Here is a 26961-nt window from a genome sequence, read left to right as displayed (position 1 = left end):
CCGGCGCCGTGCGGATCGCCGCCAGCTCGCGCGCCCGCTGCCGCTCGACCCGCCGACGGTGACGGTCCCGGGCCAGGCCCTGCAGGGTCAGCTGGACCCCCGCGACCACCAGCACCCCGGTGGCGAGGCCTAGCACGAACAGGCCCCAGATGTCGAAGGAGAGGGACTGCCCCATGATCATAACGTCTGTATGGCCGCTGTTCTCCAGCACCAGATCGGCGGTGAAGACCCCCGCTACCAGCAACAACACGACACCGACGGTTACCACCGGTACCTCCAGAACCATGGACGTGGGCGAAACTGGCCGCGAAGAGCCGATGGGCTCGGCCTACCCGTCTTTGGTCGCGGTGGAACCGCTCCGTCGCAGTGTGATCCGCGGTTCAGCCGACCGCGCCGGTCACCGCGGTGAGAAGGCGCCAGGCGGCCGCCTTGTCGAGCGGCTCGTTGCCGTTGCCGCATTTCGGCGACTGCACGCAGGATGGGCAGCCGGCCGGGCATTCGCACGCGCCGATGGCGTCTCGAGTGGCGGCCAGCCAGGCCCCGATGCGCAGAAAACCCCGTTCGGCGAATCCCGCACCGCCGGCGTGGCCGTCGTAGACGAAGACGCTGGTCCGGCCCGTGTCCGGGTGCAGGGCGGTCGACACGCCGCCAATGTCCCAGCGGTCGCAGGTAGCGAACAGCGGAAGCAGGCCGATGGCCGCGTGCTCCGCGGCGTGCACCGCGCCGGGTACATCCGCGGCCTCGACGGCGGCGCCCGCGAGCAGGTCGTCGGTGACGGTGTACCAGACGGCGCGCGTCCGCAGCTGCCTCGGCGGCAGGTTCAGCGGCTCCTGGCCGAGCACCTCGCCGGTGGCGACGAGCCGGCGCTGGTAGCCGACGACCTGGTTGGTGACCTCGACCACCCCGAGGTGCACCTCCACGTCAGGCAGGACGCGCGACCGCGACGACTCGACGATCCGGATGTCGGTGTGCTCCCGCGCGACCGTCGTCCACTCCGGGGACTCCTCGTGGACGAACGCGACCGACTCGGGCAGGTCCAGGTCGTCCACGACGAAGCTCGAACCCTGATGGAGGTAGACCGCACCGGGGTGCACCGCGGAGTGCGCAGCCGCCGCGTCGACCGTGCCCAGCAGGCGCCCGGTGGCCGTCTCGACGATGCGGACCGGCGGGCCACCGGTCCCCCGGATATCCACCTCCGGCCGGGCCCGCTGGGTCCAGAACCAGCCCGTGGGCCGACGGCGCAGCCGCCCGCGGCGGACCAGGTCGTCGACGACGCGCGCCGCCGCCGGGCCGAACAGGCCCAGGTCCGCCTCGGTGAGGGGCAGCTCGGCGGCGGCGCACTCCAGCTGCGGCGCGAGCACGTAGGGGTTGTCCGGGTCGAACACGCAGGCTTCCACCGACCGGCCGAACACCGCCTCCGGATGGTGGACGAGGTACGTGTCGAGCGGGTCGTCCCGGGCGACCAGCACCGCGAGCGACCGCTGCCCGTCCCGGCCGGCCCGGCCGGCCTGCTGCCACAGCGAGGCGAGGGTGCCCGGAAAGCCGGCGGTGACCGTGGCATCCAGGCCGCTGATGTCCACCCCGAGCTCCAGCGCCGACGTCGTGGCGACTCCGAGCAGGTCCCCCGCGCGCAGCCGCCGTTCCAGCTCGCGGCGTTCCTCCGGCAGATAGCCGGCTCGGTAGGCCGCCACCCGGTCCGCGAGGTCCGAACCGACCTGACCCAGCTCCCGGCGGGCGGTGACCGCCACGACCTCCGCCGACCGGCGGGACCGGACGAACACCAGGGTGCGTACGCCGTCGGCGACAAGATCGGCGAGCAGGTCGGCCGACTCGGCGGTGACCGACCGCCGGACCGGCGCCCCGTTCTCACCGGCGCCGCGCGGCTCGCCCGGCGCGCTGTCCCCCTCGCGCCCGGCCTGCCGCCTCCACAGCAGCGGGGGCTCGTAGAGGACGAAGTCCATCGGGCCCCGGGGCGCGCCGTCGTCGTCGATCACCTCGACGTCGACGCCGGTGAGCCGCCCGGCCGACAGCCCCGGGTCGGCGGAGGTAGCGGACGCGAGCAGGAACACCGGCTCCGACCCGTAGCGCGCGCAGACCCGCCGCAGCCGCCGGACCACCGCGGCGACATGCGCGCCGAACACGCCGCGGTAGCCGTGGCATTCGTCGATCACGACGAACCGCAGCCCGCGCAGGAACTGCGCCCACCGCCGGTGCTGAGGCAGGATCCCGCGATGGAGCATGTCGGGATTGGTCAGGACGAGGCCGGCGTGGGCCCGGACCCAGTCCCGTTCGGCGGCCGGCGTGTCGCCGTCGTAAGTGGCGGCCCGCACCCCGGTGAGTCGCAGCGCACGCACCGCCCGGAGCTGATCATGGGCAAGCGCCTTCGTCGGCGACAGGTAGAGCGCGCGGGCGCCGGGCTGCGCGAGCAGCCGGGACAGCACGGGCATCAGGTATCCCAGCGACTTCCCGGAGGCCGTGCCGGTCGCCAGCACGACGCTGCGACCGGCGTGGGCGGCCTCGGCAGCGGCCGCCTGATGCGTCCACGGCTCGTCGATCCCGGCGGCGACCCACCGCCCACGCAGCACCGGGTCGACCCACTCCGGCCAGGGCGCCCGCCGCCCCGGCCGGGCCGCAACCGGCTCGACGTGCGTCATGCACTGCGCGCGCCGCGCGTCGCGGCGCAGCCCGGCGAGGACCGTGTCCGCGCCGCCGATGTCCGCCGGCGAACCCACGACCGTCGAGGATATGCGCCGTGGCGCCGCAGCCGTGCCGAGGCGTCCGAGCGCCACGCGGCCACGCTCGCCGGCACCGGAGCGACCGCCCCGACCCGACCGACGGCAGGACGATAGGCGATCCACGGCCCACCACTCGACGGACCACCCGTCACGCAACCGCGACTCGGCGCCGCCTACCAGCCCCGTACTGACAAGATCAGGGATAGATTCCAGCAAGACGTCATCGACCACACCGCCGGAATACCGGTAACCGCGATCTGTGTCGCGGCCCACCGGATTGATCCTCCTCGTGGGAGGGTAATGGCGCCGTGATGTCGGTCGCCCGAAGCGCGGGACGGCCGGAGGCACCCAAGGAGGATCCGTGGACCTGTCCCTCACGACTCGCCAGGAAGGCAACCACACGGTCGTCGTGGTGGGCGGCGAGATCGACGTGTACACCGCTCCGAAGCTGCGCGAGCAGCTCATTGATCTTGTTTCCGGCGGGTCGTACCACCTGGTCGTCGACATGGAGGGCGTCGAGTTCCTCGACTCGACCGGCCTCGGGGTCCTGGTCGGCGGCCTCAAGCGCGTGCGCGCGCACGAGGGTTCTCTTCGCCTGGTCTGCACCCAGGAACGCATCCTCAAGATCTTCCGGATCACCGGTCTCACCAAAGTCTTCCCGATCCATTCCTCCATCGAGGAAGCGCTCGCCGCCAGCGAGTGAGTGAGCCGGACATCACGCCTTCGGAAAGGCAGGCACCGCCGTATGCCCACCGTTGAGCTGCGGTTCGCCGCCCTGAACGGACACGTCCGCACCGCGCGGATGATCGCCACGGCGGTCAGCCGCCGGGCCGGGGTCCCCGCCGGAGCCGCCGACGAGATCAAATTGGCGGTCACGGAGGCATGCGCCCGGGCGGTGCGCGTGAACCGCAGACACGCACCGGAGTCGCCGGTGCATGTCGCGCTCATCGACACGCCCGACACCTTCACCATCACCGTCGCGGACTGCGGGCGCACGGGGGACGAGGTCGCGCCGGGTCCCGACGGCGGCCTCGTCACCGCCTCCACGCTGCTGGACCTCGAACCCGAGGCGGCCGACCCGCCCTGGTGGTCCGAGACGCCCGACGACGACTCCGCCGAGGACAGCGCGGGGTTCCCGCCGGGCCTCGGGCTCGCCCTCATCGAGGGCCTCGTCGACGAGGTCGAGATCAGCCGGGGACCGGACGGGGTGGGCACCGTGGTGGCCATGACCTGGCACACCGGCGTCGAGGCCGCGCCCTACCAGGCGGCCCGGTAGAACCGCCCCAGCGGCCCACGGCAGGCGCAGGCGAGCGGGACCGGAAGAAGTAGGCCAGCGACAGATGACCGGCGGCCCCGGGAAGCAGGCCAGGGCAGGCTAGCGGCCCCGGTGAGCGGGCCGGCACAGGCAACACCTGAGAACCGTGCGGCACCTTGCAGCCGTGCGGCGCCCTCACAGCCGTGTAGCGGCGCCCTCACAGCCGTGCGGCGCAGCACGGCCCGCCGCAGAGCCAGGCGGCGCCGTGGACCGGCGGGCCCAGCGGCGCGGACGGCCTCGGACCCTTCGTCCAGCCTCCCGAACGACGGCCGGGGGCCGCCGCCCCGACGAGGTCACCACTCCGTAGAAGTCGCGCTTTTCGGCAAAAGGGTTTTTGCCCGCTACGCGGTTTTTCGGCCCGATCGGCCATTCAGGCCCGCGTTTACGTTATGCAGCCGAACGAGGCCGACCCGGCGGGCGACCGCAGAAAAAGCAGCGCACGTCACAGTCGTGTGGATAGACTCCGCCGCATCTCGCGGACGGTTGATCCAACCGTCGGAGATCCCCTTGTGCTCCCCGTGAGACCTACCGGAAGCGTCGAAAATCGGGATGAATCCGGCCGATCTCACTCCGGGCGTCGCCGGATGCGGCGCCCGGCCGTCACCGTCTCAATGCCGTGGTGTCCGCCGGAACCGGCACCGATGAGCCATCGAAACGCACGGAGGGTGCACAGAGCAGACCGGGAGGAGCCATGTCCCCGATCCACGCCCTGCAGTCCGAGGGCACTGGAGTCGACCTTAGTGGCAACGCCCTCGGCCTGGTCGCCGGTGTGGCGATAATCGCAGCCCTCGCGCTGCTCGTTGCCGGCTACCTGGTACGGGAGGTGTTGGCCGCCAGCCCCGGCACCGCGCGGATGGTGGAGGTCGGGCAGGCGGTCCAGGAAGGTGCGGCTGCCTACCTCAGACGGCAGTTCAAGACGTTGGCCGGATTTGTCGTCGTCATTCCCTTTATCCTGCTGCTCCTTCCGGCCGAAGATACCGGGGCCAAGGTCGGCCGATCGGTCTTCTTCGTGGTGGGCGCCCTCTTCTCGGCACTCGTTGGATTTGTCGGCATGTCGCTGGCGACCAGGGCCAACACCCGCACGGCGGCCGCGGCGATGAGCCGCGGCGAGAAGGCCGCGGTCCGCATCGCCTTCCGGACGGGCGGCGTCGTGGGCATGTTCACGGTCGGTCTGGGCCTGCTCGGTGCCGCGGTCGTCGTGCTCGTCTTCCGGGACTCCGCGCCGCAGGTGCTGGAGGGATTCGGGTTCGGGGCCGCCCTGCTCGCGATGTTCATGCGGGTCGGCGGTGGCATCTTCACCAAGGCCGCGGACGTCGGGGCCGACCTGGTCGGAAAGGTCGAACAGGGCATTCCCGAGGACGACCCGCGCAACGCGGCGACGATCGCCGACAACGTCGGCGACAATGTGGGCGACTGCGCCGGGATGGCCGCGGACCTGTTCGAGTCCTACGCGGTGACCCTGGTCGCCGCGCTGATCCTCGGGGTGAGCGCCTTCGGCGAGCGAGGCCTGGTGTACCCGCTGCTGATCCCGGCCGTCGGGGTCGTCACGGCGGTCATCGGCATCTTCGCGGTATCGCCGCGGGCCGGCGATCGGAGCGGGATGGCCGCGATCAACCGCGGCTTCTTCATCTCCGCGGTGGTGTCGGCGATCGGCGTGGTGATCGTCTCGATGCTCTACCTGCCGACGGACTTCGCCGGGTTCCCAGGGCTCGAGGCAAGCACCCAGTCGGGCAATCCCCGGGTCATCGCGATCAGTGCCGTTCTCATCGGAATCGTGCTCGCCGCCGCCATCCAGCTGCTGACGGGATACTTCACCGAGACGACCCGCCGGCCGGTGCGGGATGTGGCCCAGGCGTCGCTCACCGGTCCGGCCACGAACATTCTCGCCGGGATCGGCGTCGGCCTGGAATCTGCCGTCTATTCTTCCCTGCTCATCGGGGCCGCGGTCTTCGGCGCTTATCTGCTCGGTTCGGGCAGCGTCACGATCGCGCTGTTCGCGGTCGCGCTGGCGGGCACCGGACTGCTGACCACGGTCGGCGTCATCGTCTCGATGGACACCTTCGGTCCGGTGAGCGACAACGCCCAGGGCATCGCCGAGATGTCCGGGGAGATGGACGAGGAAGGAAGCGCCATCCTGACCTCCCTCGACGCGGTGGGCAACACCACGAAGGCCATCACGAAGGGCATCGCGATCGCCACCGCCGTCCTGGCCGCGACCGCACTGTTCGGGTCGTTCACCGACACGGTGACCAATGCTCTCGGCGACGCCGGCGCCCGACCGGAGACCAGCCGCGGCACCGTCGGCGGCCTGAACATCGCCTATCCCGACGCTCTGGTCGGGCTCGTCCTCGGCGCGGCCGTCGTCTTCCTGTTCTCCGGGCTCGCCATCAACGCGGTGGGCCGGGCGGCCGGGCGGGTCGTGATGGAGGTGCGCAACCAGTTCCGCACCAGGCCCGGAATCATGACCGGCAGCGAGAAGCCGGACTACGGCGCGGTTGTCGACATCTGCACCAGGGATTCCCTCCGTGAACTGATTACCCCGGGGACGCTGGCGGTCCTCGCCCCGATCGCGGTCGGCTTCGGCCTTGGTTATCCCCCGCTGGGGGCGTTCCTCGGCGGGGCCATAGCCGGCGGCGTCCTGATGGCCGTGTTCCTGGCGAACTCCGGCGGCGCGTGGGACAACGCGAAGAAGCTCGTCGAGGACGGAAACTACGGTGGGAAGGGCTCGGAGGTCCACGCCGCGACGGTGATCGGCGACACGGTGGGCGACCCGTTCAAGGACACCGCCGGGCCGTCCATCAACCCGTTGCTCAAGGTGATGAACCTGGTCAGCCTGCTGATTGCGCCAACGGTGGTGAAGTACTCGGTCGGCACGGACCGCAACACACCGCTGCGCATCGGCATCGCGCTCGCCGCGGTGGTCATCATCGCCGCGGTGATCGTCGTGTCCAAGCGGCGCAGCTCGGTGATCGCCGGAGATCCTCCTGTCGAGCAGCCGACAACCCCGAACCCGCAGAAGATCAACGCCTGAGGGGAACCCCGCCCCGCCGGCCGGCCGGCACGAGATCCGCTCCGCGCCCGCCGGCCGTCCGGGACACCTCCACCCCGCCCGGCCGTGCGCTCGACCCATTGGCACGGCCGGGCCGCCGCACGGGCACGAACATCGGGGATCAATCACCCAAAGTAACAATCCTGGACCGGGAGTCGTAGCTTCATACCACTGCGGCGCACCCCCGGTCGGGCCCGGTCGGGCCGTCCAGGCGTCATCGGGTGTGCCGTGGGTAAGCGTCGGGCTACCGGGGTCATACCCGGACGGGAAGCTCCGCGGAATCCGACAGCGGCGTACGGTGCTGCGAGGCACCGCTCGCACACCGGCGGCCGCCGCTTGCCCGATCAGCACCCGCCGGACGCACGTTCGCCAGGCCATGCCAGCTCCAGCACCGCGCTCTACTCGAGCAACATCCGCCATATCCGGGACCTACGCTCCGGAGAGGCGACCTACGCTTCGCCCACCGGTCATCGCACCGAGCACGCCGCACCGAGGAGAGAAGTGCCACCGCGCACGAAGACGACGACACGGACGACCGCGCGGTCATCCGCACCGGTCGCCGAGCCCGGCGAGCCCACCGGGACCGGCTCCACGCCGAGTCCCGGCGCGAGCGTGGCCTCGGCAGAGGTGCCCGCCACGCATACGAGCGGCCGGGCGGCCGCGAGCCGGGCCACGGGGAGCAGGGCGGCCGGCCGGTCGGCGACCGGTTCGAGCGGCTCCGCCGGTGCCGCGCCCGAACCGACGCCCGGGTCGGGCACCCGCCTGGTGATCGTGGAGTCCCCGGCGAAGGCGAAGACCATCGCCGGCTACCTCGGGCCGGGTTGGCAGGTGGAGTCGAGCATCGGCCACATCCGCGATCTGCCGCGCAGCGCCGCCGATGTCCCGGCCGCGCACAAGGGCAAGCCGTGGGCCCGGCTCGGCGTGGACGTCGACAACGACTTCGAGCCGCTCTACGTGGTCACGCCGGACAAGAAGCTGCAGGTCAGCAAGCTCAAGGCGTTGGTCAAGGACGCCAGCGAGCTCTACCTCGCGACAGACGAGGACCGCGAGGGCGAGGCGATCGCCTGGCATCTGCTCCAGACGCTGAAGCCGACAGTGCCGGTGAAGCGGATGGTGTTCCACGAGATCACTCCGCAGGCGATCCGCCGCGCTGTCGACAACCCGCGCGAGATCGACGAGAACCTGGTCAACGCGCAGGAGACCCGTCGCATCCTGGACCGCCTCTACGGCTACGAGGTCTCCCCCGTGCTGTGGAAGAAGGTCATGCCAAGGCTGTCGGCGGGCCGCGTCCAGAGCGTGGCGACCCGGGTCCTGGTGGAGCGGGAGCGGGCCAGGATGCGGTTCCGCTCGGCGGAATACTGGAACATCGAGGGCCTGTTCGGCGCGACGGTCGCCCGCCAGAGCTGGCCCGCCGGAACCGACGGCGCAGACGCGGGCGGGGCCGGCGCAGCGGGCGGGGCCGGCCCGGGAGTGGAACGGACGCCGCTGCCGGCGACGCTGGTCGCCCTCGACGGCAACCGGATCGCCACCGGCCGGGACTTCGCGCCGACGGGCGAGCTGACCGCGTCCGGCGTGACCCGCCTCGACGAGGCGGGCGCGCGGGCCCTCACCGACCGGCTGGCCGACGCCGCGTTCGCGGTGCGCTCGGTGGAGACCAAGCCGTACCGCCGCTCGCCGTACCCGCCGTTCATGACCTCCACGCTGCAGCAGGAGGCGGGCCGCAAGCTGCGGTTCTCCAGCCAGCGCACCATGCAGATCGCGCAGCGGCTGTACGAGAACGGCTACATCACCTACATGCGCACGGACTCGACGAACCTGTCCGAGACGGCGCTCGCCGCCGCCCGCAGCCAGGCGGAGAGCCTGTACGGGCCGGAGTACGTGCCGGCCCGGCCGCGTACCTACACCAAGAAGGTCAAGAACGCCCAGGAGGCGCACGAGGCGATCCGGCCCGCCGGCGATCACTTCCGCACCCCCGGGGAGGTCCGCGGCGAGCTCGATCTCGACTCCTACCGGCTCTATGAGCTGATCTGGCAGCGCACCGTCGCGAGCCAGATGGCGGACGCCCGGGGGACCAGCGCCACGATCCGGCTCGGCGCCACGTCGTCGGCCGGGGAGGACGTGGAGTTCTCGGCGTCCGGCAAGGTCATCACCTTCCCCGGCTTCCTGCGCGCCTACGTCGAGGGCGCCGACGACCCCGACGCGGAGCTGGAGGACCGCGAGCGGCGCCTGCCCGACGTCCGCGAGGGTGACCCGCTGGCGGTCCGCTCGCTGACTCCCCGCGGGCACGCCACCAGCCCGCCGGCCCGCTTCACCGAGGCCAGCCTGGTCAAGACGCTCGAGGAGCTCGGGATCGGCCGGCCGTCCACGTACGCCTCGATCATCGGCACGATCCAGGACCGCGGCTACGTGTGGAAGAAGGGCTCGGCGCTCGTGCCGAGCTTCATCGCGTTCGCCGTCGTCGGCCTGCTGGAGGACCACTTTGGCCGGCTGGTGGACTACCGGTTCACCGCGACGATGGAGGACGACCTCGACGACATCGCGGCCGGCACCGCGGCGTCCACCGACTGGCTGACCCGCTTCTACTTCGGCACCGGGGATGGCACCGATCCCGCCACCTCGGCCGGGCTCAAGCACCTCGTCAGCGAGCGGCTCGGGGAGATCGACGCCCGCGAGGTGAACTCGATCCCGCTCGGCGAGACCGACGACGGTACGACGGTCGTGGTGCGGGTCGGGCGGTACGGCCCCTACGTCCAGCTCGGGGAGAGCCGGGCCAGCGTGCCCGACGACCTGGCCCCGGACGAGCTCACCGTGGCCCGTGCGCTGGAGCTGCTGGCCGCCCCGAGCGGGGACCGGGTGCTGGGGGTGGACCCGGCCACGGGTGCGACGATCACGGCCAAGGCCGGCCGGTTCGGTCCGTATGTCACGACGGACACCGACCCGCCGCGCACGTCCAGCCTGCTGCGCACACAGTCGCTGGAGACGCTGACCCTCGACGACGCCGTGAAGCTGCTGACGCTGCCGCGAACCCTGGGCGCCGCCGAGGACGGCGAGGAGGTGACCGCACAGAACGGGCGGTATGGCCCCTACGTGAAGAAGGGCACCGAGAGCCGGTCACTGGAGTCCGAAGATCAGCTTTTCACGGTGACGCTCGAGGCGGCGCTGGCACTGCTTGCGCAGCCCAAGGCGCGTGGACGCCGCCAGGCCGTGCAGACGCCCCCGCTGCGCGAGCTCGGCAACGATCCGGCCAGCGGCAAGCCGATGGTCGTCCGGGAGGGGCGATTCGGCCCCTACGTGACCGACGGCGAGACCAACGCGAGCCTGCGCAAGGGCGACGCCGTCGAATCGATCACCGACGAGCGCGCCGCGGAGCTGCTTGCCGATCGCCGGGCCCGTGGTCCGGCCACCTCGAAGCGCGCCGCCCGAGGCACCGCGAAGACGACGCCGGCGAAGAGCGGCGCCGCGAAGTCCACAACGGCGAAATCCACAACGGCGAAATCCACGACGGCGAAGTCGACAACGGCGAAGTCGACAACGGCGAAGTCCACGACGGCGAAGACGGCCGCCAAGTCCGGAACGACGAAGTCCGGCACCGCTGCCAGGAGCTCGGCGGCGAAGTCGGGCACGGCCAGGACCAGCGCGGCGAAGAGCAGCGCGGCGAAGACGGCCGGCGAGGAGTCGGCGGCCACCGGGTCGTCCGCTCCGGACGACGGCGGTGACGCCGCGGGCGCGACGTCCGGTGGCACCCGCCGGACGGGCTGATGGTCTCGCCGATCGGTCCGGCTCCCGGGCCGGCCGACGCGGCGGGGGACGGCTCGGCGGCGGCGACCGTCGGACCCGACATGGCCAGCTCGACCACGACCATCTCCGTGTCCCCCACGACCGTGTCCCCCACGACCGCGGACGGTCAGCCGGCTTCCGACCGGAGCTCGGAGACGAGCGGCGCGACGACGACGTCGGGAGACGGCGCGAGTCCGGATACTAGTGGTCCAAGTTTGGACAGTAGCGGCTCACCCGACTTCGAGCGCCCCGCCGTCGAGCAGAGCTCTGACCGGCCGAGCTCTGACCGGCCGAGCTCTGACCGGCCGAGCTCTGACCGGCCGAGCTCTGACCGGCCGAGCGCCGAGGGGCCGAACGCCGAGGGGCAGGCCGGCGACATCGACGCGGGTCTGCGCCGCGGTGGCGGTCGGCGACCACGGATGCGGCGCATGCAGAGCCGGCATCCGGTCACGACGGTCCCCTCCCCGCCTCCGAGGTCAAGCAGCGCGACCGGCGACGAGAGCGACATCCGCGCCGTGCTGCGGATCCCCGAGTTCCGTCGGATGTGGATCCAGCTCAGCCTTTCCAGCCTCGGCGACTGGATGGGCCTGCTGGCCACGACCGCGCTGGTCACCCAGCTACAGAACAGCTTCTCGGGGCAGGCGTACGCCATCGGCTCACTGCTGATCGTCCGGCTGATGCCGGCCCTGATCCTCGGGCCGCTCGCCGGAGCGCTCGCCGACCGGCTGGATCGCCGGCTGACCATGGTCGTCACGGACGTGATCCGCTTCGGGCTGTTCGTCTCGATCCCGCTCATCGGCACGTTGGAATGGCTGCTCATCGCGTCGTTCCTGGTCGAGGCGGTCACCCTGGTCTGGGCTCCGGCGAAGGACGCCAGCGTCCCGCACCTGGTCCCCCGGGAGCGGCTCGCCGCGGCGAACACGCTGAGTCTGATCATGACGTACGGCACGGCCCCGCTCGCCGCCGCCATCTTCACCATGCTGGCGACGATCTCGCGGACGCTGGGCTCCAGCGTGTCGTTCTTCCGGGATTCCTCCGTCGACCTCGCCCTGTACTTCAACGCGGCGACCTTCCTCGGCTCGGCCATCGTGATCTGGGGGCTCAAGGGCATCGGCCGGGCGGCCCGCCCGGAGACCGGTCCCGAGCCAGGTTTCCTGGCGTCGATCACCGAGGGTTGGCGCTACGTCGGGCAGGACCGGCTGGTCCGCGGGCTGGTCGTGGGCATCCTCGGCGGGTTCGCCGGGGCTGGTTGCGTGATCGCCCTCGGCCGGCTCTACGTCGAGATCCTCGGGGGCGGTGACTCCGCGTACGGGGTTCTGTTCGGAGCGGTTTTCGTCGGGCTGGCCGGCGGGATGGCGGCCGGGCCGAAGCTGCTCGGCGACTACAGCCGGACCCGCCTGTTCGGCGTCTGCGTCACCGGCGCCGGCATCACGCTGGTGATCGTCGCGATCATTCCGAACCTGGTCATCGCCTGCATCCTGGTGGTCGCGGTGGGGGCGTTCGCCGGGGTCGCCTGGGTGACCGGTTACACGCTGCTGCAGGCCGAGGTCTCCGACGAGCTGCGGGGGCGGACCTTCGCCCTGGTTCAGTCGCTGGTCCGCATCGACCTGCTGCTGGTGCTGGCCGCGGCGCCCGCCCTCGTCGGGCTCATCGGCTCGCACGGCATCCACCTGTGGGGCGACATCACCGTGCGGGCGGACGGTGTCACCGTCGTCCTGCTCGGCGGGGGCCTGCTCGCGGTGGCGGTGGGGCTGTTCGCCTACCGGCAGATGGACGAGCGGGTCGGGGTCGCGGTCTGGCCGGAGCTGTGGAACGCGATGCGCGGCCGGAAACCGGCGCCGAGGCGACCGCGTCACGCCGGTCTGTTCGTCGCGGTGGAGGGGGCCGAGGGGGCCGGGCGATCCACCCAGGTGGAGCTGCTGCGGTCCTGGCTGGCCTCCAGTGGGCGCGAGGTCGTCGTGACATCCGGCTCCGGCGGCACCGTCACCGGCGCGGGGCTGCGGGAGCTGCTGTTCGATCCCTCGACGCGCCTGCACGCCCGCACCGAGGCGCTGCTCGCCGCCGCCGACCGTGCCGAGCACGTCAGCCGGGTGATCGAGCCGGCGCTCGCTCGGGGCGCCATCGTCATCACGGACCGCTACATCGACTCGTGGATCGCCTTCCAGTGCGCGAGCCGGTCGGTCGATGCCGCAGAACTGGCCGTGCTGGCCCAGTGGGCCACCCACGCCCTCGTTCCCGACCTGACCGTGCTGCTGGACCTGCCCGCCGAGCTCGGGCCGCGGCGGGCGGCGGGCGGCCCGCCCCAGCTCCCCGCGGACGCGCGCGACGGCGCACGGGCGGACGCCGTCACCGACACGGACACAGGCACCGACACGGACACAGGCACCGGTGCGATCGGCGCTGAACCGGGCGACGGATCGGGCGAGGAGGCAGGAGCCGAGCTGCTCGCCTACCGCAGCCGGGTGCGCGACGGGTTCCGCCGGCTGGCCCAGGAGGAGCCCGCGCGTTACCTCACCGTCGACGCGAACCGCCCCCGGGAGGAGATCCACGCCGAGATCCGCGCGGCCGTGGCCAGCCGAGTGGAGCGCCGGGCCGTGCCCCTGGGCGTCTGAGCCGGCCGGCGAGCACCGCCGCCCCCGGCCGGGGGGATGATGTGCTCGTGACGGTGTGGGAGACGTTGGTCGGCCAGGAGGCGGTCGTCGCGACGCTGCGGGCGGCCGCGGTGGCGGCCTCCCCCGGCATCCGCGCGGCCGCGGGCGGCGGTGACGGCCCGGCCGGCGCGCGCTCCGGGATGACCCATTCGTGGTTGTTCACCGGCCCCGCCGGCGCGGGGCGGCAGGAGGCGGCGCGCGCGTTCGCCGCCGGGCTGAACTGTGAGCGGGAGCCACCCGGCTGCGGGGAGTGCACCGGCTGCCACACGGTGCTCACCGACACCGCCACCGACCTGCGCACCGTCACGCCGGAGGGGCTCTCGCTCGGCGTGAAGGACGTCCGCGCCCTGGTCCGGGACGCCGCCAGCGCCCCCACCGCCGGCCGCTGGCGGATCCTGCTGCTCACCGACGCCGACCGGCTCACCGAGGCGGCGGCGAACGCGCTGCTCAAGGCGTTGGAGGAGCCGGCGGAACGCGCCGTGTTCCTGCTGTGCGCACCGTCGGTCGAGGACGTGCTGCCCACCATCCGCTCCCGCTGCCGGACGGTCGCGCTGCGGCTGCCCTCCGCCGCGGACGTGCGCGACATGCTGCTGCGGGAGGGCATCGACGAACAGCTGGCCCAGACGGCCGCCCGGGCGTCGCAGGGGCATCTCGCGCTGGCCCGCCGCCTTGCCACCGATGAGGTGGCCAGGACCCATCGGGCGGCGGTGCTGCGCATTCCAAGCCGCCTTGGCCGCGTCGGGGACTGCCTGGCCGCGGCCGCGGACCTCGTGGGTGCAGCGAACGCCGACGCCGAGGCCGCGAACGCCGAGCGGGACGAGGTCGAGACGGAGGCGCTGAAGACGGCGCTCGGCGTCGGTGCGACGGCCGCGGGCGGGAAGTCGAGGTCGGCTCGGGCCCCGAAGGCGGGCGTCAAGGCCCGGTCGATGGTCGTGCGGGGCGCGGCCGGGGCGCTCAAGGAGCTGGAGCGGACCCAGAAGAGCCGCGGGCGGCGCACCGTCCTCGATTCCCTGGACCGTGCTCTGGTCGACCTCGCCGGCCTGTACCGCGACGTGCTCGCGGAGCAGCTCGGCGCGCCGGTCGACCCGATCCATGCCGACCATGCGGCCGAGGCCGCGGGCCTCGCGGCGGGCTCGACCCCGGAGCAGACGCTGCGGCGGCTGGAGGCCGTGCTCGCGACCCGGGCGGCCCTCGCCGACAACCCCGGCCTCGTCCCGCTGCTCGCGGTGGAGTCCCTGACCCTCGCCCTGCGCGACGGCTGACTCCGGCTGCCCGCGCTCGCCCGAACGCCGCCGGCGAACGGGGCGGTCTGGCAAAACGGGCAGCCAACCCGCAAGTCCGGGCATACTCTGATCTGCGACGCAGATCACGCCCGTGAGCGGTTCCGGCACGCCCCGCCCGCCCCGGCGCTGCCGCGCATCGAGCCCGCCTTCCACGCGGGCCACCGTTCCGGCCGGCCAGCCGGCCCGCGGGCCAGGAGAGGTGACGGGCCGGATGCCGATGATGTGCGCGGTGGCGTTCTCCCCGCGCGGCAAGCTCTACTACGCCGATCCGGGTGCCCACACGCCCCGGGTCGGCGACCAGGTCCTCGTGCCCACCGATGATGGTCCCGAGGTCGCCACCTGCATGTGGGCGCCGCAGTGGGTCTCCGACGACATCGGGGACCTGCCCGTGCTCGCGGGGATGGCGCAGGCGGCCGACGTGCAGCGCGCCGAGCTGTCCCGGCGCCGGCGCGCCCGCGCCCGGGTCGCCGCCCGCCGGCTGGCGCGGGAGCACGACCTACCGATGAAGATCGTCGGCGTCGACCACGTGCCGGACACGGGCGGCTACACGATCTACTTCAGCGCGGAGAGCCGGATCGACTTCCGGGAGCTGGTCCGCGACCTGAACCGGACGCTGGCCGCGCGGGTGCGGCTGCGGCAGCTGTCCGCCCGGGACAGCGCCCGGGTGCAGGGCGGGATCGGCTCGTGCGGGCGCGATCTGTGCTGCGCGACGTTCCTCACCGACTTCGAGCCGGTGAGTCTGCGCATGGCCCGCGACCAGAACCTCGCCCTCAACCCGATGCGCATCAGCGGGGCCTGCGGCCGGCTGATGTGCTGCCTGCGCTACGAGCACCCGCTGTACGAGGAGTTCGCCGGGGCCGTGCCCGCCGTGGGGGAGCGGGCCTGCACGCCCCAGGGAGAGGGCCGGGTCGTAAGGCACGACGTGCCCCGCCAGCAGGCGGTGGTGGTGCTCGACGCCGGCGGGCGGACTTCCTGCGAACGAGCCGACGTGTGCCCGTCCCGGCAGGCGCACGAGGCCGCCTACGCCCCGCGCGAGGCCGAACCCCGCCCGGATCCCGGCCCCGCCCCGTCCGGCACCGACCACGCCGGCGTCCACGGGGGCACCGATGACCTCGGCGCGAACCACGCCGACGCCGACTGCGAGGGGGCGGAGTACGACGGTGCGACGGGCGGCGACCCGGGACGTTCCCGCCGACGCTCCCGCCACCGCCGGCGCCCCTGACCGGTCAGGGGCGCCGGGCGGATCACGGGTCGAAGCGGTAGCCCATCCCGCGCAGCGTGGTCACCAGCCGCCGCTGCGGCGGGCGGCCCTCTACCTTGGTGCGCACCCGCCGGACGTGCTCGGTGACGGTGGCAGGGTCCTGGAAGCGGGTACCCCAGACCTGTTCAAGCAGCTCCTCGCGGCTGAACACCCGTCGGGGGTGGCGGGCGAGGAAGGCCAGCAGCTCGTACTCGCGCGCGGTCAGGTCGATCCGCTCGCCGGCAACGGCGACCTCGCGGGCGCGCAGATCGATGGACACGTCGCCGTACACGAGCGGGTCGTTGCCGTCCCCGCTTCGCTGCGGCGGCGGCTCGGCGGGCCGGCGGCGTAGCCGGGCCCGCACCCGGGCGACCAGCTCCCGCAGCGAGTACGGCTTCACGACGTAGTCGTCGGCGCCCAGCTCCAGGCCGACCACGCGGTCGACCTCCTCGGCCCGCCCGGTGAGCATGATCACCGGCACCTCGCTGGTCTGGCGCAGGCGGCTCAGCACGGCGAAGCCGTCCATCCGCGGCATCGCGACGTCCAGCACGACCAGATCGATCTCGGTCGTCTGGAACAGCCGGAGGGCAGCTTCGCCGTCCGCCGCCTCCAGCACGCGATAGCCGAATCGTTCGAGGCTGCGCGCAAGTGCCACGCGCGATGCCTCATCGTCCTCAGCGACGAGGAGCGAGGCTCCTCGTGTCGCCGCTGCTGCAGGTGCAGCGTCCCCGGCCCCGGTCATGAAGCGAAACCCTACGCATCCTCACCGGAACCACTGCAACCGGGGTAGCGGTTTGCGCCGTTCGACGGGCCAGGAGCCGAAAATTGTGACAAGAACTGGATTGCGTGAAAACCGATTGTCACGTCAGTGGCTTCCTTCCCGGGTCGCCATGACAGGCTGATGGGGTGGGATCGCCGGATCGTTTCCGATTTCGCGCCCCAGCGCCCGCCGGATGGCGCCCACGGTTGCCGGGGCGCCCGCCGCGGGCGGGAGCCGTGCAGGAATCCGGGCCAGGCTGCCGGCGCCCCCACACCACCACGCGGCAAGCAGCCGGCCGAGCACCACCGGTCGGCACCACCGACGCATCTGGCATACTCGATCCGGGCCAGTGCGATCCTGGCCGATCGCCGGAGTAGCTCAGTGGCAGAGCAATCGCCTCGTAAGCGATAGGTCGCGGGTTCAATCCCCGCCTCCGGCTCACTCCCCCGCCAAGACGGGCCCTGGCCGGCACGCGGTGCGACAGCCGGGCACGCCCGGGGCGGCGTGTGCGGCGTCCTCGGGTGCGACAATCGATCTCATGACCACGGACGTCACGATCCCCCCGTACGGGGTGCGTAACCGGGTCGAGCGCACCGGGCCGGCGATCCGGGCCGCGCTCGGGCCCGAGCAGCGGGCCGAGTTCGAAGCCGACTTCCACGCGGCCGCCGTCGAAACCGACGACACCCTTGACCTGGCCCCACTGCACCGGGTCATCGACCGCTGGTGGCCCCAGGCCGTGCTCTGCGCCAACCCGGAGATCCAGGCCGGCATCGACGCCGACCGGCGCCGGCTTGCCGCCGGTGACCTGTCCGTGCTTGGGGGGACCACGACCTATCCCCACGCGGACAGCACGGCCGACTAGCTACCCATGGCCCGCTACACGGTCCGCTGGCTCACCTACGCCGAGCACCAGCGAGACGACCTGCCGCCCGCCGGTCACCGTGAGCTCAACCGGCTGCTGGATCGGTTGACCGCAGACCCTCCCCTGCAGGGCACCTGCGACAAGGACAGCGAGCAGTGGACCGCGGCCTTCGGCAGGCACGGAATTCTGCTTTACACCATCGAAGATCGCTGGATCACGATCACCGTACTCCGCGTGACCTGGCTGAACGGCTGATACCGCCGCCGGCCAAGGCCGCCGGACGGCCGGCGCGAGGAGCGCCTCTTCATCCACGAAGCCCGCGGGCCCGTGCATGAAGAGGCGTCGCCGCCGCGCCGGTCGGCGATCACGCAGACCTGGGCTCGGCCTCCTGGTCGTGCCCGTCCACCCCGGCGGCCTCCGCCTCGCGCAGTCGCTTGATGGAGGCGAGAATCTCCCGCTCGGCCTCCTTGCGGTCCACCCAGGAGGCGCCCTCGACCGACTTGCCGGGCTCCAGGTCCTTGTAGACCTCGAAGAAGTGCTGGATCTCCAGCCGGTCGAACTCCGGCAGGTGCCGCAGGTCCCGCAGGTGCTCCTGCCGAACATCGGCGACCGGGACGCACAGGACCTTGTCGTCCGGGCCCTTCTCGTCGGTCATCTCGAACATGCCGATCGTCCGGCACCGCACCAGGCAGCCCGGGAAGGTCGGCTCCTCCAGCAGGACGAGCGCATCCAGCGGATCCCCGTCCCGTCCAAGGGTGCCCTCGATGAACCCATAGTCCGACGGGTAGTGGGTGGAGGTGAACAGCATCCGGTCGAGCCGGATGCGCCCGGTGTGGTGATCCATCTCGTACTTGTTGCGCTGACCCTTGGGGATCTCGATGGTCACATCGAACTCAAGGTCCACTCCGCTCCCTGTCTCCTTCATGCTCAGGCCGGCCCGGTCCGCTCCGGGCGGCCGCCACGTGTGAACTGCTCGTCGGTGCGGTGGGCACGCGCCGGGACACCCGACGGACGCGGCGAAGTGTCGCGGACGACGACCGCCGCCCTCCCAGTGTCCCGGAAGCCACCTCCTGCCCGAGCCACCCGGTCGGCAACGCCACTGCCCGTGCGCCGCCGCGACCGCCACGGCCCCGCGGACGGCACCGCCGGGCGTCGTTCGTACCAGTGCCCACCGACCCCGCGCCGCGGTGCCAAGGTGACGGCGCCACCGCGCGGAACATCCCGGGGACGCGACCGGCGAGCGGGAGCCCGCCTCGCAGGCAGGTGTTCCCCCACCGGCCGCCGTGACCCGCCGGGCGGGCGGGAAAACGCGCCGGACGGCGGAGACGGCCGGGCCCACCCGTTGGTCACCCGGACCGGCGCGGGTCGGCTCACGGCTCGCGCCATACGGTGACACAGCGGCACGCCATGCGCCACCGAGAGCGCCCCGCGCCCAGACCGCCGCGCATCCACCCCCAGCGGCCCACACCCGCCGAGGTGGGCGGCGCCGTCGGCGTCGCCCACCCGCCTTGCGTAGTGTCCGGCGGGTGACGTCAGCCGCGCCGGTCGCTCGGATAGGGGCGCTCACCGCACTGGCCGGCGCCCTGCTCGCCGGTTCCCTGTCCGCCGGTGGCGCCACCGGCGGACCCGTTGCGCCCGGCGCCGGACCGGCCCGGGCGGGGGCCGCGGTCCTCGCGGGTCTGGACCCGGCCGCACCCACGCCCCAGCCCGCGGCGGTCGCCGCTCGCCTTGCCGGCCCGCTCGGCGACCCCGTCCTCGCCGGACCCGCCGCCTTCGTCGTCGACGCGCTGACCGGTCGCGTGCTGCTGGACAACCGCGCCCGAACCCCGGCCGTGCCGGCGTCGACGCTCAAGACGGCGGTCGCCACGGCGGCGCTCGTCACGTTCCCGGACACCCGGCTGCGGACGTCGGTGCTCTACAGCCCACCTCCGGGCGGCACCGGCCTCGCGCCCGGCGGCACGCTGTGGCTCGTGGGCGGCGGCGACCCGACGCTGACCGCGTCGCCCGAGACCGGCGGCTACCCGGCGCTGGCCCGACTCGCCGATCTCGTCGCCCAGGTCAAGGCGGCCGGCATCATCTCGGTGGCCCGGGTGGTCGGCGACGCGTCGTTGTTCGTCGGCCCGGACCGGGCCCCGGGCTGGCGCGACAACTACGTGACCGACGGCGACGTCGCGCCGGTCTCCGCACTGGAACTCGACGCGGGGCGCTCCGCCCCCGGCGCCGAGGGTCCGCGCAACCCCATCCCCGCGGCGGCGGCGACGGCGGCATTCGCGGGGGCGCTCGCGGCCGCCGGGATTCCGGTCGGTGCGGTGGATCTCGGGCGCGCCGAGGCGGGGGCGCGCCGCGTCGCCGCGGTGGACAGCCCGCCGGTGCGGGTACTCGTCGAACGCATGCTCACCGAGTCGGACAACGACCTGGCGGAGAGCCTGGGCCGGCTGGTCGCCCTGCGTCGCGGACTGCCGGCCTCGTTCGCCGGGGCCGCGAGGGCGGTGACCGATACGGTCACCGAACTCGGCATCCCCACGACGGGGATGGCCCTCAATGACGTCAGCGGCCTGTCCACCACCGATCTGATCGCCCCCGCCACCCTCGTGGCGCTGCTGCGCGCGGCCGTCATCCCCACCCGGCCCGCCCTGCGCACCGTGTTGACCGGACTGCCGGTGGCCGGCTTCTCCGGCACCCTGAACGACCGCTATGCCACCGCGGACACGGCGCCGGGCGCGGGTGACGTGCGGGCCAAGACCGGCACGCTGCGCAACGTCAGCAGCCTCGCCGGCCAGCTCGTCGACGCCGACGGGCGGCTGTTGCTGTTCGCCTTCCTGTCGCCGGCCGAGGAGGGGGGCGGCACCAAGGCCGCGCTCGACCGGGTCGCGGCGGCGCTCGCGGGCTGTGGCTGCCCCGCGCCGGCACCGGCCGCGCAGGGCGCGCAGGGCGCGCCGACCGTCCCGACCCGCTGAGACGGCGGTTATCTCGGAAACGACCCGTGACGGCTCAGCCGGCGCCGCGCCCCGGCGTCGGCGACGCGGGAGCAGAGCGCGGGCCGGCCCGGTACGCTCGGATTCGTGGACGCCGAGCTGGTCGACTGGGAACTCGCCGTGACGACGGCGAGAAGGCTGGTCCGCCCCGGCCCGCAGATCACCCGGGAGCAGGCCGGCGAGGTCGTCGCCGAGCTCCGCCGCCTCGCGGTGGAGGCCGAGTGGCACGTGGAGGACTACACCCGCCTCGCGCCGGCCGGCGCCATCACCCCCATCAACGTGGTGGACCGGCCCGAATGGGTGCGTTCCAACGTCGCCGGCCTGCGGGTGCTCACCACGCCCCTGCTCAGCAAGCTGTCCGACCAGCAGCGCGGCACCTTCTCCACGGCCGTCGGCCGGCGGGTCACCGGCATCCAGCTCGGCACGGCGCTGGCCTACCTCGCCAGCAAGGTGCTGGGCCAGTACGAGGTGTTCCTGCCGCCAGAGGAGTACCTCACCGGCCCCGACGGGTCGGCCACGCCGGACGCGGTCGGCCGGCTGAGCCTGGTCGCGCCGAACATCGCCCACGCCGAGGCCACGATGGGCGTCGTGCCGCGTGACTTCCGGATGTGGGTCTGCCTGCACGAGCAGACCCATCGGACCCAGTTCACCGCCGTGCCGTGGCTGCGGTCCCACCTGGAGTCCGAGATCACCGCGTTCATCGAGGCCACCGATCTCGATCCGGACGTCCTGGCGGACCGGGTCCGCTCGGCGGTGGCCGCGGTGCGCGGGGCGGTGTTCGACCGCAGCGCCGACAGCCCGAGTGTGGTGGAGGCGCTCCAGACCCCGGCTCAGCGGGCGGTGCTGGACCGGCTCCAGGCGATCATGACGCTGCTGGAGGGCCACGCGGACCAGGTGATGGACGCCGTGGGACCCCGGGTGGTCCCCACCGTTGCCGACATCCGGTCGAAGTTCGAGGGCCGCCGCGACGGCGGCTCGCCGCTCGACCGGTTCATCCGCCGCCTGCTCGGGCTGGACCTCAAGCTCCAGCAGTATCGCCAGGGCGGCGCCTTCGTGCGGGCCGTCGTCGCCGAGGCCGGGGTGGCGGGCTTCAACACCGTCTGGGAGTCGCCGACGACGCTGCCGACCCGCGCGGAGCTGGCCGATCCCACCGCATGGATGCAGCGCGTCCTCGGCAGCCGCCCGTCGATCTCAGCGTGACTGCCGTGGTCCGCGGGGCTCCCACCGGCTCTTCCAGCCGCCGGCCGGCGCGGTGACCCGGTCCGCCACCGGCGGTGACCACTACGGCGAGGCGGCCGGACCGGTGGGCGGGACGGCTGGCACCTCGCCCGGCCGGGCGGTGCGGGCTGGTCGGGCGCCGGATCCCGCGGTAGCCGCGGTCCGGCTCGCGGTCCGCAACGCGGTCGCCGATCTCGACCCGGGCGCGCTGGTGCTCGTCGCCTGCTCCGGCGGGCCGGACTCGCTGTCGCTGGCCGCGGCGCTCGCCTTCGTCGCCCCCCGCCGGGCCCTGCGGGCCGGCCTGCTGGTGGTCGATCATGGTTGGGACGTCGACTCGACCGAGCGCGCGCGCGGCGTCGCCGAGCTGGGGCGGACCCTCGGGCTGCGCCCCGTGGAGGTACTCACCGCGCACACGCCGCGATCGGAGGGCGCCGCCCGCGACGCCCGCCGCGGCGCGCTGCTGGCCGCGGCGGACCGGCTGGGCGCCCGGGCCGTGCTGGTCGGTCACACCCTGGACGACCAGGCCGAGACGGTGCTGCTGCGGCTCGCGCGGGGCTCAGGGGCCCGCTCGCTCGGGGGGATGCGCCCGCGCGACGGCCTGGTGCGCCGCCCGTTGTTGGGCCTGCGCCGTACGCAGACCCGGGCCGCCTGCCTCGCCGAGCGGCTGCCGGTCTGGGACGACCCGACCAACCAGGACCCGGCGTTCGCCCGGGCGCGGGTGCGCCACCGCGTCCTGCCGCTGCTGGAGGCCGAGCTCGGGCCGGGCATCGCCGAGTCCCTGGCCCGCGGCGCCGAGTTGCTGCGGGCCGACGCGGACGCGCTGGACACGACCGCCGCCGATGCCTACGCCGCGGCCGTCACTGCACCCCCCGGCCCGAACGCGGGCCCGAGCACCGGTCCGATCGCCGCTGCGGCCTCGGGTCCGGGCGGCGGCGAGATCGGCTTCGGTGTGGCGGCGCTCGCCGCCCTGGCCGCCGCGATCCGCGGACGCGTGTTGCGCCGGGCCGCCCTCGACGTCGGCGCCTCGGCATCGGCGTTGCGCGCCGAGCACGTCTGGGCGGTGGAGGAACTGGTGACGCGCTGGCGCGGCCAGAAGCCCGTGCCACTGCCGGGCGGTGTCCTCGCCCGGCGCTGGGCGGACCGGATCACACTCACCGGACCGGTGGCTGCGCCGTGGCCACCCGCCGGACCCGCCGGCCGCGGGCCGGATGCCGCCGCAGCGGCGTACATCGAGGAGGACGATCAGGTGAGCCAGGCCGCGACGACGACGCCCGACGCCGGCAGTCCCCACGACGGCCCGCCGGCGGCCGCCACGCACCCCGACATCGACGAGGTCCTCGTCACCGCCGACGAGATCGCCGCGAAGATCGCGGAGCTCGCGGCCCGGGTCGACGCCGACTACGCCGGCCGGGAGATCCTCCTGGTCGGCGTGCTCAAGGGCGCCGTGATGGTGATGGCCGACCTCTCCCGGGCCCTCGCCGTCCCGTTGACCATGGAGTTCATGGCGGTGTCGTCCTACGGGTCGTCGACCTCCTCCTCCGGGGTGGTGCGCATCCTCAAGGACCTGGACCGCTCGATCGAGGGCCGCGACGTGCTCGTCGTGGAGGACATCATCGACTCCGGGTTGACCCTGTCCTGGCTGCTGAAGAACCTGCGCTCGCGCGGGCCCGCCTCGCTGGAGGTGCTGGCCCTGTTCCGCAAGCCGGAAGCGATCGCGGTCGACGTCGACGTCCGGTATGTCGGCTTCGACATTCCCAGCGCTTTTGTCGTCGGGTACGGCCTTGATTACTCTGAGTATTATCGGACCCTTCCCTTCGTTGGGACCCTGACACCCGCGGCGATCGAGCGCGGGGCCCCGGCCTGAGCCGTCCAGCGCGGCCCGCCCGGCATCGGCGCCGCGGGTGCACCTCCGTGCACCACCGGATCGTCCGGCCCGGAACAGTGCGGGCCGCCGGTCCGTTGGTCGGATGTACGCGCGGTGAGATGCGCGCACCGGCGGTACCCTCGGCACAAGGGAATCCCGATCGAGGGCAGTACACACGTCAGGAGGGTGGAGCGCTCGTGTCCGGCGCTCCAGACAGATGACTCCAAGAAGAATCTTCCGCGGCTGGGTGCCACTGCTGCTCCTGGTCCTGTTCGTGATCATTCTCACGACGGGTGTCCTCTCGGGTCCCAGTGAGTACGGCAAGAGAGACCTGAACTTCGTTCAGCAGCAGATCGACGAAGGCCAGGTGACGAAGGCCAAGATCGAGGACTCGAAGCAGCTCATCCAGATCCAGACGAAGGACGGCCGGAAGTTCGAGTCGTCCTATGTCACCGAACAAGGTGTCGTTCTGGCCAACGAGCTGCGGAACAAGCGCGTCGCCTACGACGTCTCCGTCGACCGCGGAAACATCCTGGTCTCCCTCCTGCTCAACCTGCTGCCCGTGCTGCTGGTGGTCCTGCTGCTGTTCTTCTTCATGAACCAGATGCAGGGCGGCGGCAACCGGGTCATGAACTTCGGCAAGTCCAAAGCCAAGCTGGTGAGCAAGGACACACCGAAGACGACCTTCGCGGACGTGGCCGGCGCGGACGAGGCGATCGAGGAACTCCAGGAGATCAAGGAGTTCCTGGAGAACCCGAGCAAGTTCCAGGCGATCGGCGCGAAGATCCCCAAGGGCGTCCTGCTCTACGGCCCGCCGGGTACCGGCAAGACCCTGCTGGCCCGGGCCGTCGCCGGCGAGGCCGGCGTGCCGTTCTACTCGATCTCGGGTTCCGACTTCGTCGAGATGTTCGTCGGTGTCGGCGCCAGCCGGGTCCGGGACCTGTTCGAGCAGGCCAAGGCAAACGCGCCGGCGATCATCTTCGTCGACGAGATCGACGCCGTGGGCCGCCATCGCGGGGCCGGGCTCGGCGGTGGGCACGACGAGCGCGAGCAGACCCTCAACCAGCTTCTCGTCGAGATGGACGGTTTCGACGTCAAGGGTGGCGTCATCCTCATCGCGGCGACGAACCGGCCCGACATCCTCGACCCGGCGCTGCTGCGGCCCGGCCGCTTCGACCGGCAGATCGTCGTCGACCGCCCGGATCTGCTCGGCCGCGAGGCCATCCTTCGGGTACACGCCAAGGGCAAGCCGATCGGCCCGGACGCCGACATGATGGTCATCGCCCGGCGTACCCCCGGCTTCACCGGCGCGGACCTGGCCAACGTGCTGAACGAGGCCGCCCTGCTGGCCGCCCGGTCCAACCTGAAGTTCATCTCCTCGGCGCTACTGGAGGAGTCGATCGACCGGGTGATGGCCGGGCCGGAGCGCAAGACCCGGGCTATGAGCGACAAGGAGAAGAAGCGCATCGCCTACCACGAGGGCGGCCACGCCCTCGTCGCGCACGCGCTGCCGAACTCCGACCCGGTACACAAGATCACGATCCTGCCCCGGGGCCGCGCGCTCGGCTACACGATGCAGCTCCCGCTGGAGGACAAGTACCTGTCGACCCGCTCGGAGATGCTGGACCGGCTCGCTGTGCTGCTCGGCGGTCGCACGGCCGAGGAGCTGGTGTTCCACGACCCCACCACGGGCGCCAGCGACGACATCGAGAAGGCGACGCAGATCTCCCGGGCGATGATCACCCAGTACGGGATGAGCGACAAGCTCGGCGCGATCAAGTTCGGCACCGAGAACAGCGAGGTCTTCCTCGGCAAAGAGGTCGGGCACCAGCGCGACTACTCCGAGGAGGTCGCCAGCGAGATCGACGTCGAGGTCCGCCGGCTCATCGAGGCCGCGCACGACGAGGCGTGGGAGATCCTGGTCACCTACCGCGACGTGCTCGACAACCTCGTGCTGCGGCTGATGGATACCGAGACGCTGAGCAAGGACGACGTCGCCGAGGTCTTCGCGACCGTGCAGAAGCGGCCTGTGCGCGGCATCTACACCGGGGTCGGTCGGCGCATCCCCTCGGACCGCCCGCCGGTGCAGACTCCGGCCGAGCTGGGGCTGGTCCCCACTGGCGTCGCCGACCTGGTGAAGGACCCCGGTCACGGCAACGGGGCCACCGGCCACGGGGGAACGGGCAACGGTGCGCCCGGAGTGGATCCGGCCGGGCACGGTGGTCCGGTCGGCCCGGTCGGGAATGGGAATGGCGGCCCGGGTGGGCACGGTTATCCCCAGAGCCAGGGTTCACCGGCTCCCACCGGTGGCGACGGTCCGCCCGAGGGGCCGCGGATCGCCAACCCATGGGCCCCGCCGAGCTGGCCGAACGACGACGACAGGAGACGCCGTTGACGTCCGACTCCCACGAGGCGTTCACGGACGAGCGGGTGCACTCCGCAGCGGTGTCCGAGATGGACGCCACCGGATCGAACGGCCTCGGCGGTCCGGGTCCTGGCACCGACGGCAACGGTTCGGCCGCGGCAGCCTCCCCGGTGTCACTGGTCCGGGATCGGGGCAAGCCGCAGCAGGTGCGCCCGTTCGACCACGACCGGGTGGCACGTGCCGTGCGTGAGCTGCTCATCGGGATCGGGGAGGACCCGGACCGCGAGGGGCTGCGCAAGACTCCGGACCGGGTCGCCCGGGCCTACCGGGAGGCGGTGGAGGGCCTCGGTCGGAATCCGTCCGATGTGCTGACCACGGTCTTCGACGAGGGCCACGACGAGATGGTGCTGGTCCGCGACATCGACTTCTCGTCGCTGTGCGAGCACCACCTGGTGGTGTTCTCGGGCCGGGCGCACGTCGCCTACATCCCGAACAACAGGGGCCAGATCACCGGCCTGTCGAAGCTGGCCCGGCTGGTGGATCTCTATGCCCGCCGGCCGCAGGTCCAGGAACGGCTGACCTCCCAGATCGCCGACGCTCTCGTCGACGTCCTGGAACCGCGCGGGGTGATGGTCGTCGTCGAGGCGGAGCACCTGTGCATGTCGATGCGTGGGGTGCGCAAGCCGGGGGCTACCACGGTGACCTCAGCGGTGCGTGGCCAGTTCCTCAGCACCGCGACACGCAGCGAGGGTATGTCGCTGATCCTGGGCAGCCGCCGCTGAGCCGCCGGTCACCCGGGCCCAGCCTCCGGGTGACCGCTCGGCGGCCCGCCATCGTCGCCGGGATGGAAGGCAGCGGGATCGAACG

The 26961-nt window shown here is 72.6% G+C and carries 18 protein-coding genes and 1 tRNA gene; 15 read left to right on the top strand and 4 right to left on the bottom strand.

What is annotated here, in order from left to right; genetic code table 11:
• On the bottom strand, positions 1-268 hold a 268-nt coding region (locus tag FRAQA3DRAFT_RS36285), incomplete at its 3' end, for a hypothetical protein (RefSeq protein ID WP_009741730.1).
• Positions 269-380: 112 nt separating this feature from the next.
• Positions 381-2732 carry a DEAD/DEAH box helicase gene (locus tag FRAQA3DRAFT_RS24445; protein WP_035921443.1) on the bottom strand — a complete coding sequence of 784 codons (2352 nt, stop codon included), beginning with the start codon at positions 2730-2732 and terminating at the stop codon, positions 381-383.
• Between the two features lie 364 nt (positions 2733-3096).
• On the opposite strand from FRAQA3DRAFT_RS24445, the gene FRAQA3DRAFT_RS24440 reads away from it, so the two are divergent.
• From FRAQA3DRAFT_RS24440 to FRAQA3DRAFT_RS24405, 7 genes are all read left to right on the top strand, one after another.
• Entirely contained in the window at positions 3097-3438 is a 342-nt protein-coding gene (locus FRAQA3DRAFT_RS24440) for an STAS domain-containing protein (protein WP_009741728.1), read from the top strand.
• A gap of 42 nt (positions 3439-3480) precedes the next feature.
• Complete coding sequence (locus tag FRAQA3DRAFT_RS24435) at positions 3481-4011, top strand: ATP-binding protein (protein ID WP_009741727.1); 531 nt, start codon at positions 3481-3483, stop codon at positions 4009-4011.
• 730 nt (positions 4012-4741) lie between these two features.
• Positions 4742-7081, top strand: a complete 2340-nt coding sequence (locus tag FRAQA3DRAFT_RS24430; protein WP_009741726.1) for a sodium-translocating pyrophosphatase — start codon at positions 4742-4744, stop codon at positions 7079-7081.
• Positions 7082-7600: 519 nt separating this feature from the next.
• Positions 7601-10858, top strand: coding sequence for a type I DNA topoisomerase (gene topA, locus FRAQA3DRAFT_RS24425; RefSeq protein ID WP_009741725.1), 3258 nt, complete (start codon positions 7601-7603; stop codon positions 10856-10858).
• Between the two features lie 446 nt (positions 10859-11304).
• Positions 11305-13488, top strand: coding sequence for a dTMP kinase (tmk, locus tag FRAQA3DRAFT_RS24415; RefSeq protein ID WP_369809375.1), 2184 nt, complete (start codon positions 11305-11307; stop codon positions 13486-13488).
• Between the two features lie 47 nt (positions 13489-13535).
• The gene (locus FRAQA3DRAFT_RS24410) at positions 13536-14789 is read left to right on the top strand and encodes a DNA polymerase III subunit delta' (RefSeq protein WP_009741723.1); all 1254 of its coding nucleotides are present in this window, start codon (positions 13536-13538) and stop codon (positions 14787-14789) included.
• A 232-nt stretch (positions 14790-15021) separates the two neighbouring features.
• Entirely contained in the window at positions 15022-16032 is a 1011-nt protein-coding gene (locus FRAQA3DRAFT_RS24405) for a regulatory iron-sulfur-containing complex subunit RicT (protein WP_035921439.1), read from the top strand.
• Positions 16033-16054: 22 nt separating this feature from the next.
• On the opposite strand, the gene FRAQA3DRAFT_RS24400 is transcribed toward FRAQA3DRAFT_RS24405, so the two are convergent.
• Positions 16055-16792 (bottom strand): response regulator transcription factor, encoded by a 738-nt coding sequence (locus FRAQA3DRAFT_RS24400; protein ID WP_009741721.1) that lies wholly within the window; start codon positions 16790-16792, stop codon positions 16055-16057.
• A 385-nt stretch (positions 16793-17177) separates the two neighbouring features.
• Between FRAQA3DRAFT_RS24400 and FRAQA3DRAFT_RS24395 the strand changes: the two genes are divergently transcribed.
• From FRAQA3DRAFT_RS24395 to FRAQA3DRAFT_RS24385, 3 genes are all read left to right on the top strand, one after another.
• Positions 17178-17249, top strand: a tRNA-Thr gene (locus tag FRAQA3DRAFT_RS24395).
• A 99-nt stretch (positions 17250-17348) separates the two neighbouring features.
• Entirely contained in the window at positions 17349-17672 is a 324-nt protein-coding gene (locus FRAQA3DRAFT_RS24390) for a DUF6247 family protein (RefSeq protein WP_009741720.1), read from the top strand.
• Positions 17673-17678: 6 nt separating this feature from the next.
• Positions 17679-17927: a hypothetical protein gene (locus tag FRAQA3DRAFT_RS24385; protein WP_009741719.1), complete on the top strand. Its 249-nt coding sequence runs from the start codon at positions 17679-17681 to the stop codon at positions 17925-17927.
• A 109-nt stretch (positions 17928-18036) separates the two neighbouring features.
• Here the strand turns inward: FRAQA3DRAFT_RS24385 and FRAQA3DRAFT_RS24380 are convergent, their stop codons facing one another.
• Positions 18037-18576 carry an inorganic diphosphatase gene (locus FRAQA3DRAFT_RS24380; protein WP_009741718.1) on the bottom strand — a complete coding sequence of 180 codons (540 nt, stop codon included), beginning with the start codon at positions 18574-18576 and terminating at the stop codon, positions 18037-18039.
• Between the two features lie 622 nt (positions 18577-19198).
• Between FRAQA3DRAFT_RS24380 and dacB the strand changes: the two genes are divergently transcribed.
• The 5 genes from dacB (at position 19199) to folE (ending at position 26876) form a co-directional block, all read left to right on the top strand.
• Entirely contained in the window at positions 19199-20629 is a 1431-nt protein-coding gene (dacB, locus tag FRAQA3DRAFT_RS24375) for a D-alanyl-D-alanine carboxypeptidase/D-alanyl-D-alanine-endopeptidase (RefSeq protein WP_009741717.1), read from the top strand.
• A 105-nt stretch (positions 20630-20734) separates the two neighbouring features.
• On the top strand, positions 20735-21847 hold the full coding sequence (locus FRAQA3DRAFT_RS24370; RefSeq protein WP_009741716.1) for a zinc-dependent metalloprotease: 1113 nt from the start codon (positions 20735-20737) through the stop codon (positions 21845-21847).
• A 52-nt stretch (positions 21848-21899) separates the two neighbouring features.
• Positions 21900-23729, top strand: coding sequence for a hypoxanthine phosphoribosyltransferase (gene hpt, locus FRAQA3DRAFT_RS24365; protein ID WP_009741715.1), 1830 nt, complete (start codon positions 21900-21902; stop codon positions 23727-23729).
• 217 nt (positions 23730-23946) lie between these two features.
• Positions 23947-26124: an ATP-dependent zinc metalloprotease FtsH gene (ftsH, locus tag FRAQA3DRAFT_RS24360; RefSeq protein WP_009741714.1), complete on the top strand. Its 2178-nt coding sequence runs from the start codon at positions 23947-23949 to the stop codon at positions 26122-26124.
• Positions 26121-26876 carry a GTP cyclohydrolase I FolE gene (gene folE, locus FRAQA3DRAFT_RS24355; protein ID WP_009741713.1) on the top strand — a complete coding sequence of 252 codons (756 nt, stop codon included), beginning with the start codon at positions 26121-26123 and terminating at the stop codon, positions 26874-26876. The genes ftsH and folE overlap by 4 nt, the downstream gene beginning before the upstream one ends.
• Positions 26877-26961 lie beyond the last annotated feature (85 nt).

This window comes from Frankia sp. QA3 (genome assembly GCF_000262465.1).
GTDB lineage: Bacteria > Actinomycetota > Actinomycetes > Frankiales > Frankiaceae > Frankia.
The sequence above is the reverse complement of the archived record's forward strand: the minus strand, read 5'-3'. Positions and strand labels throughout refer to the sequence as shown.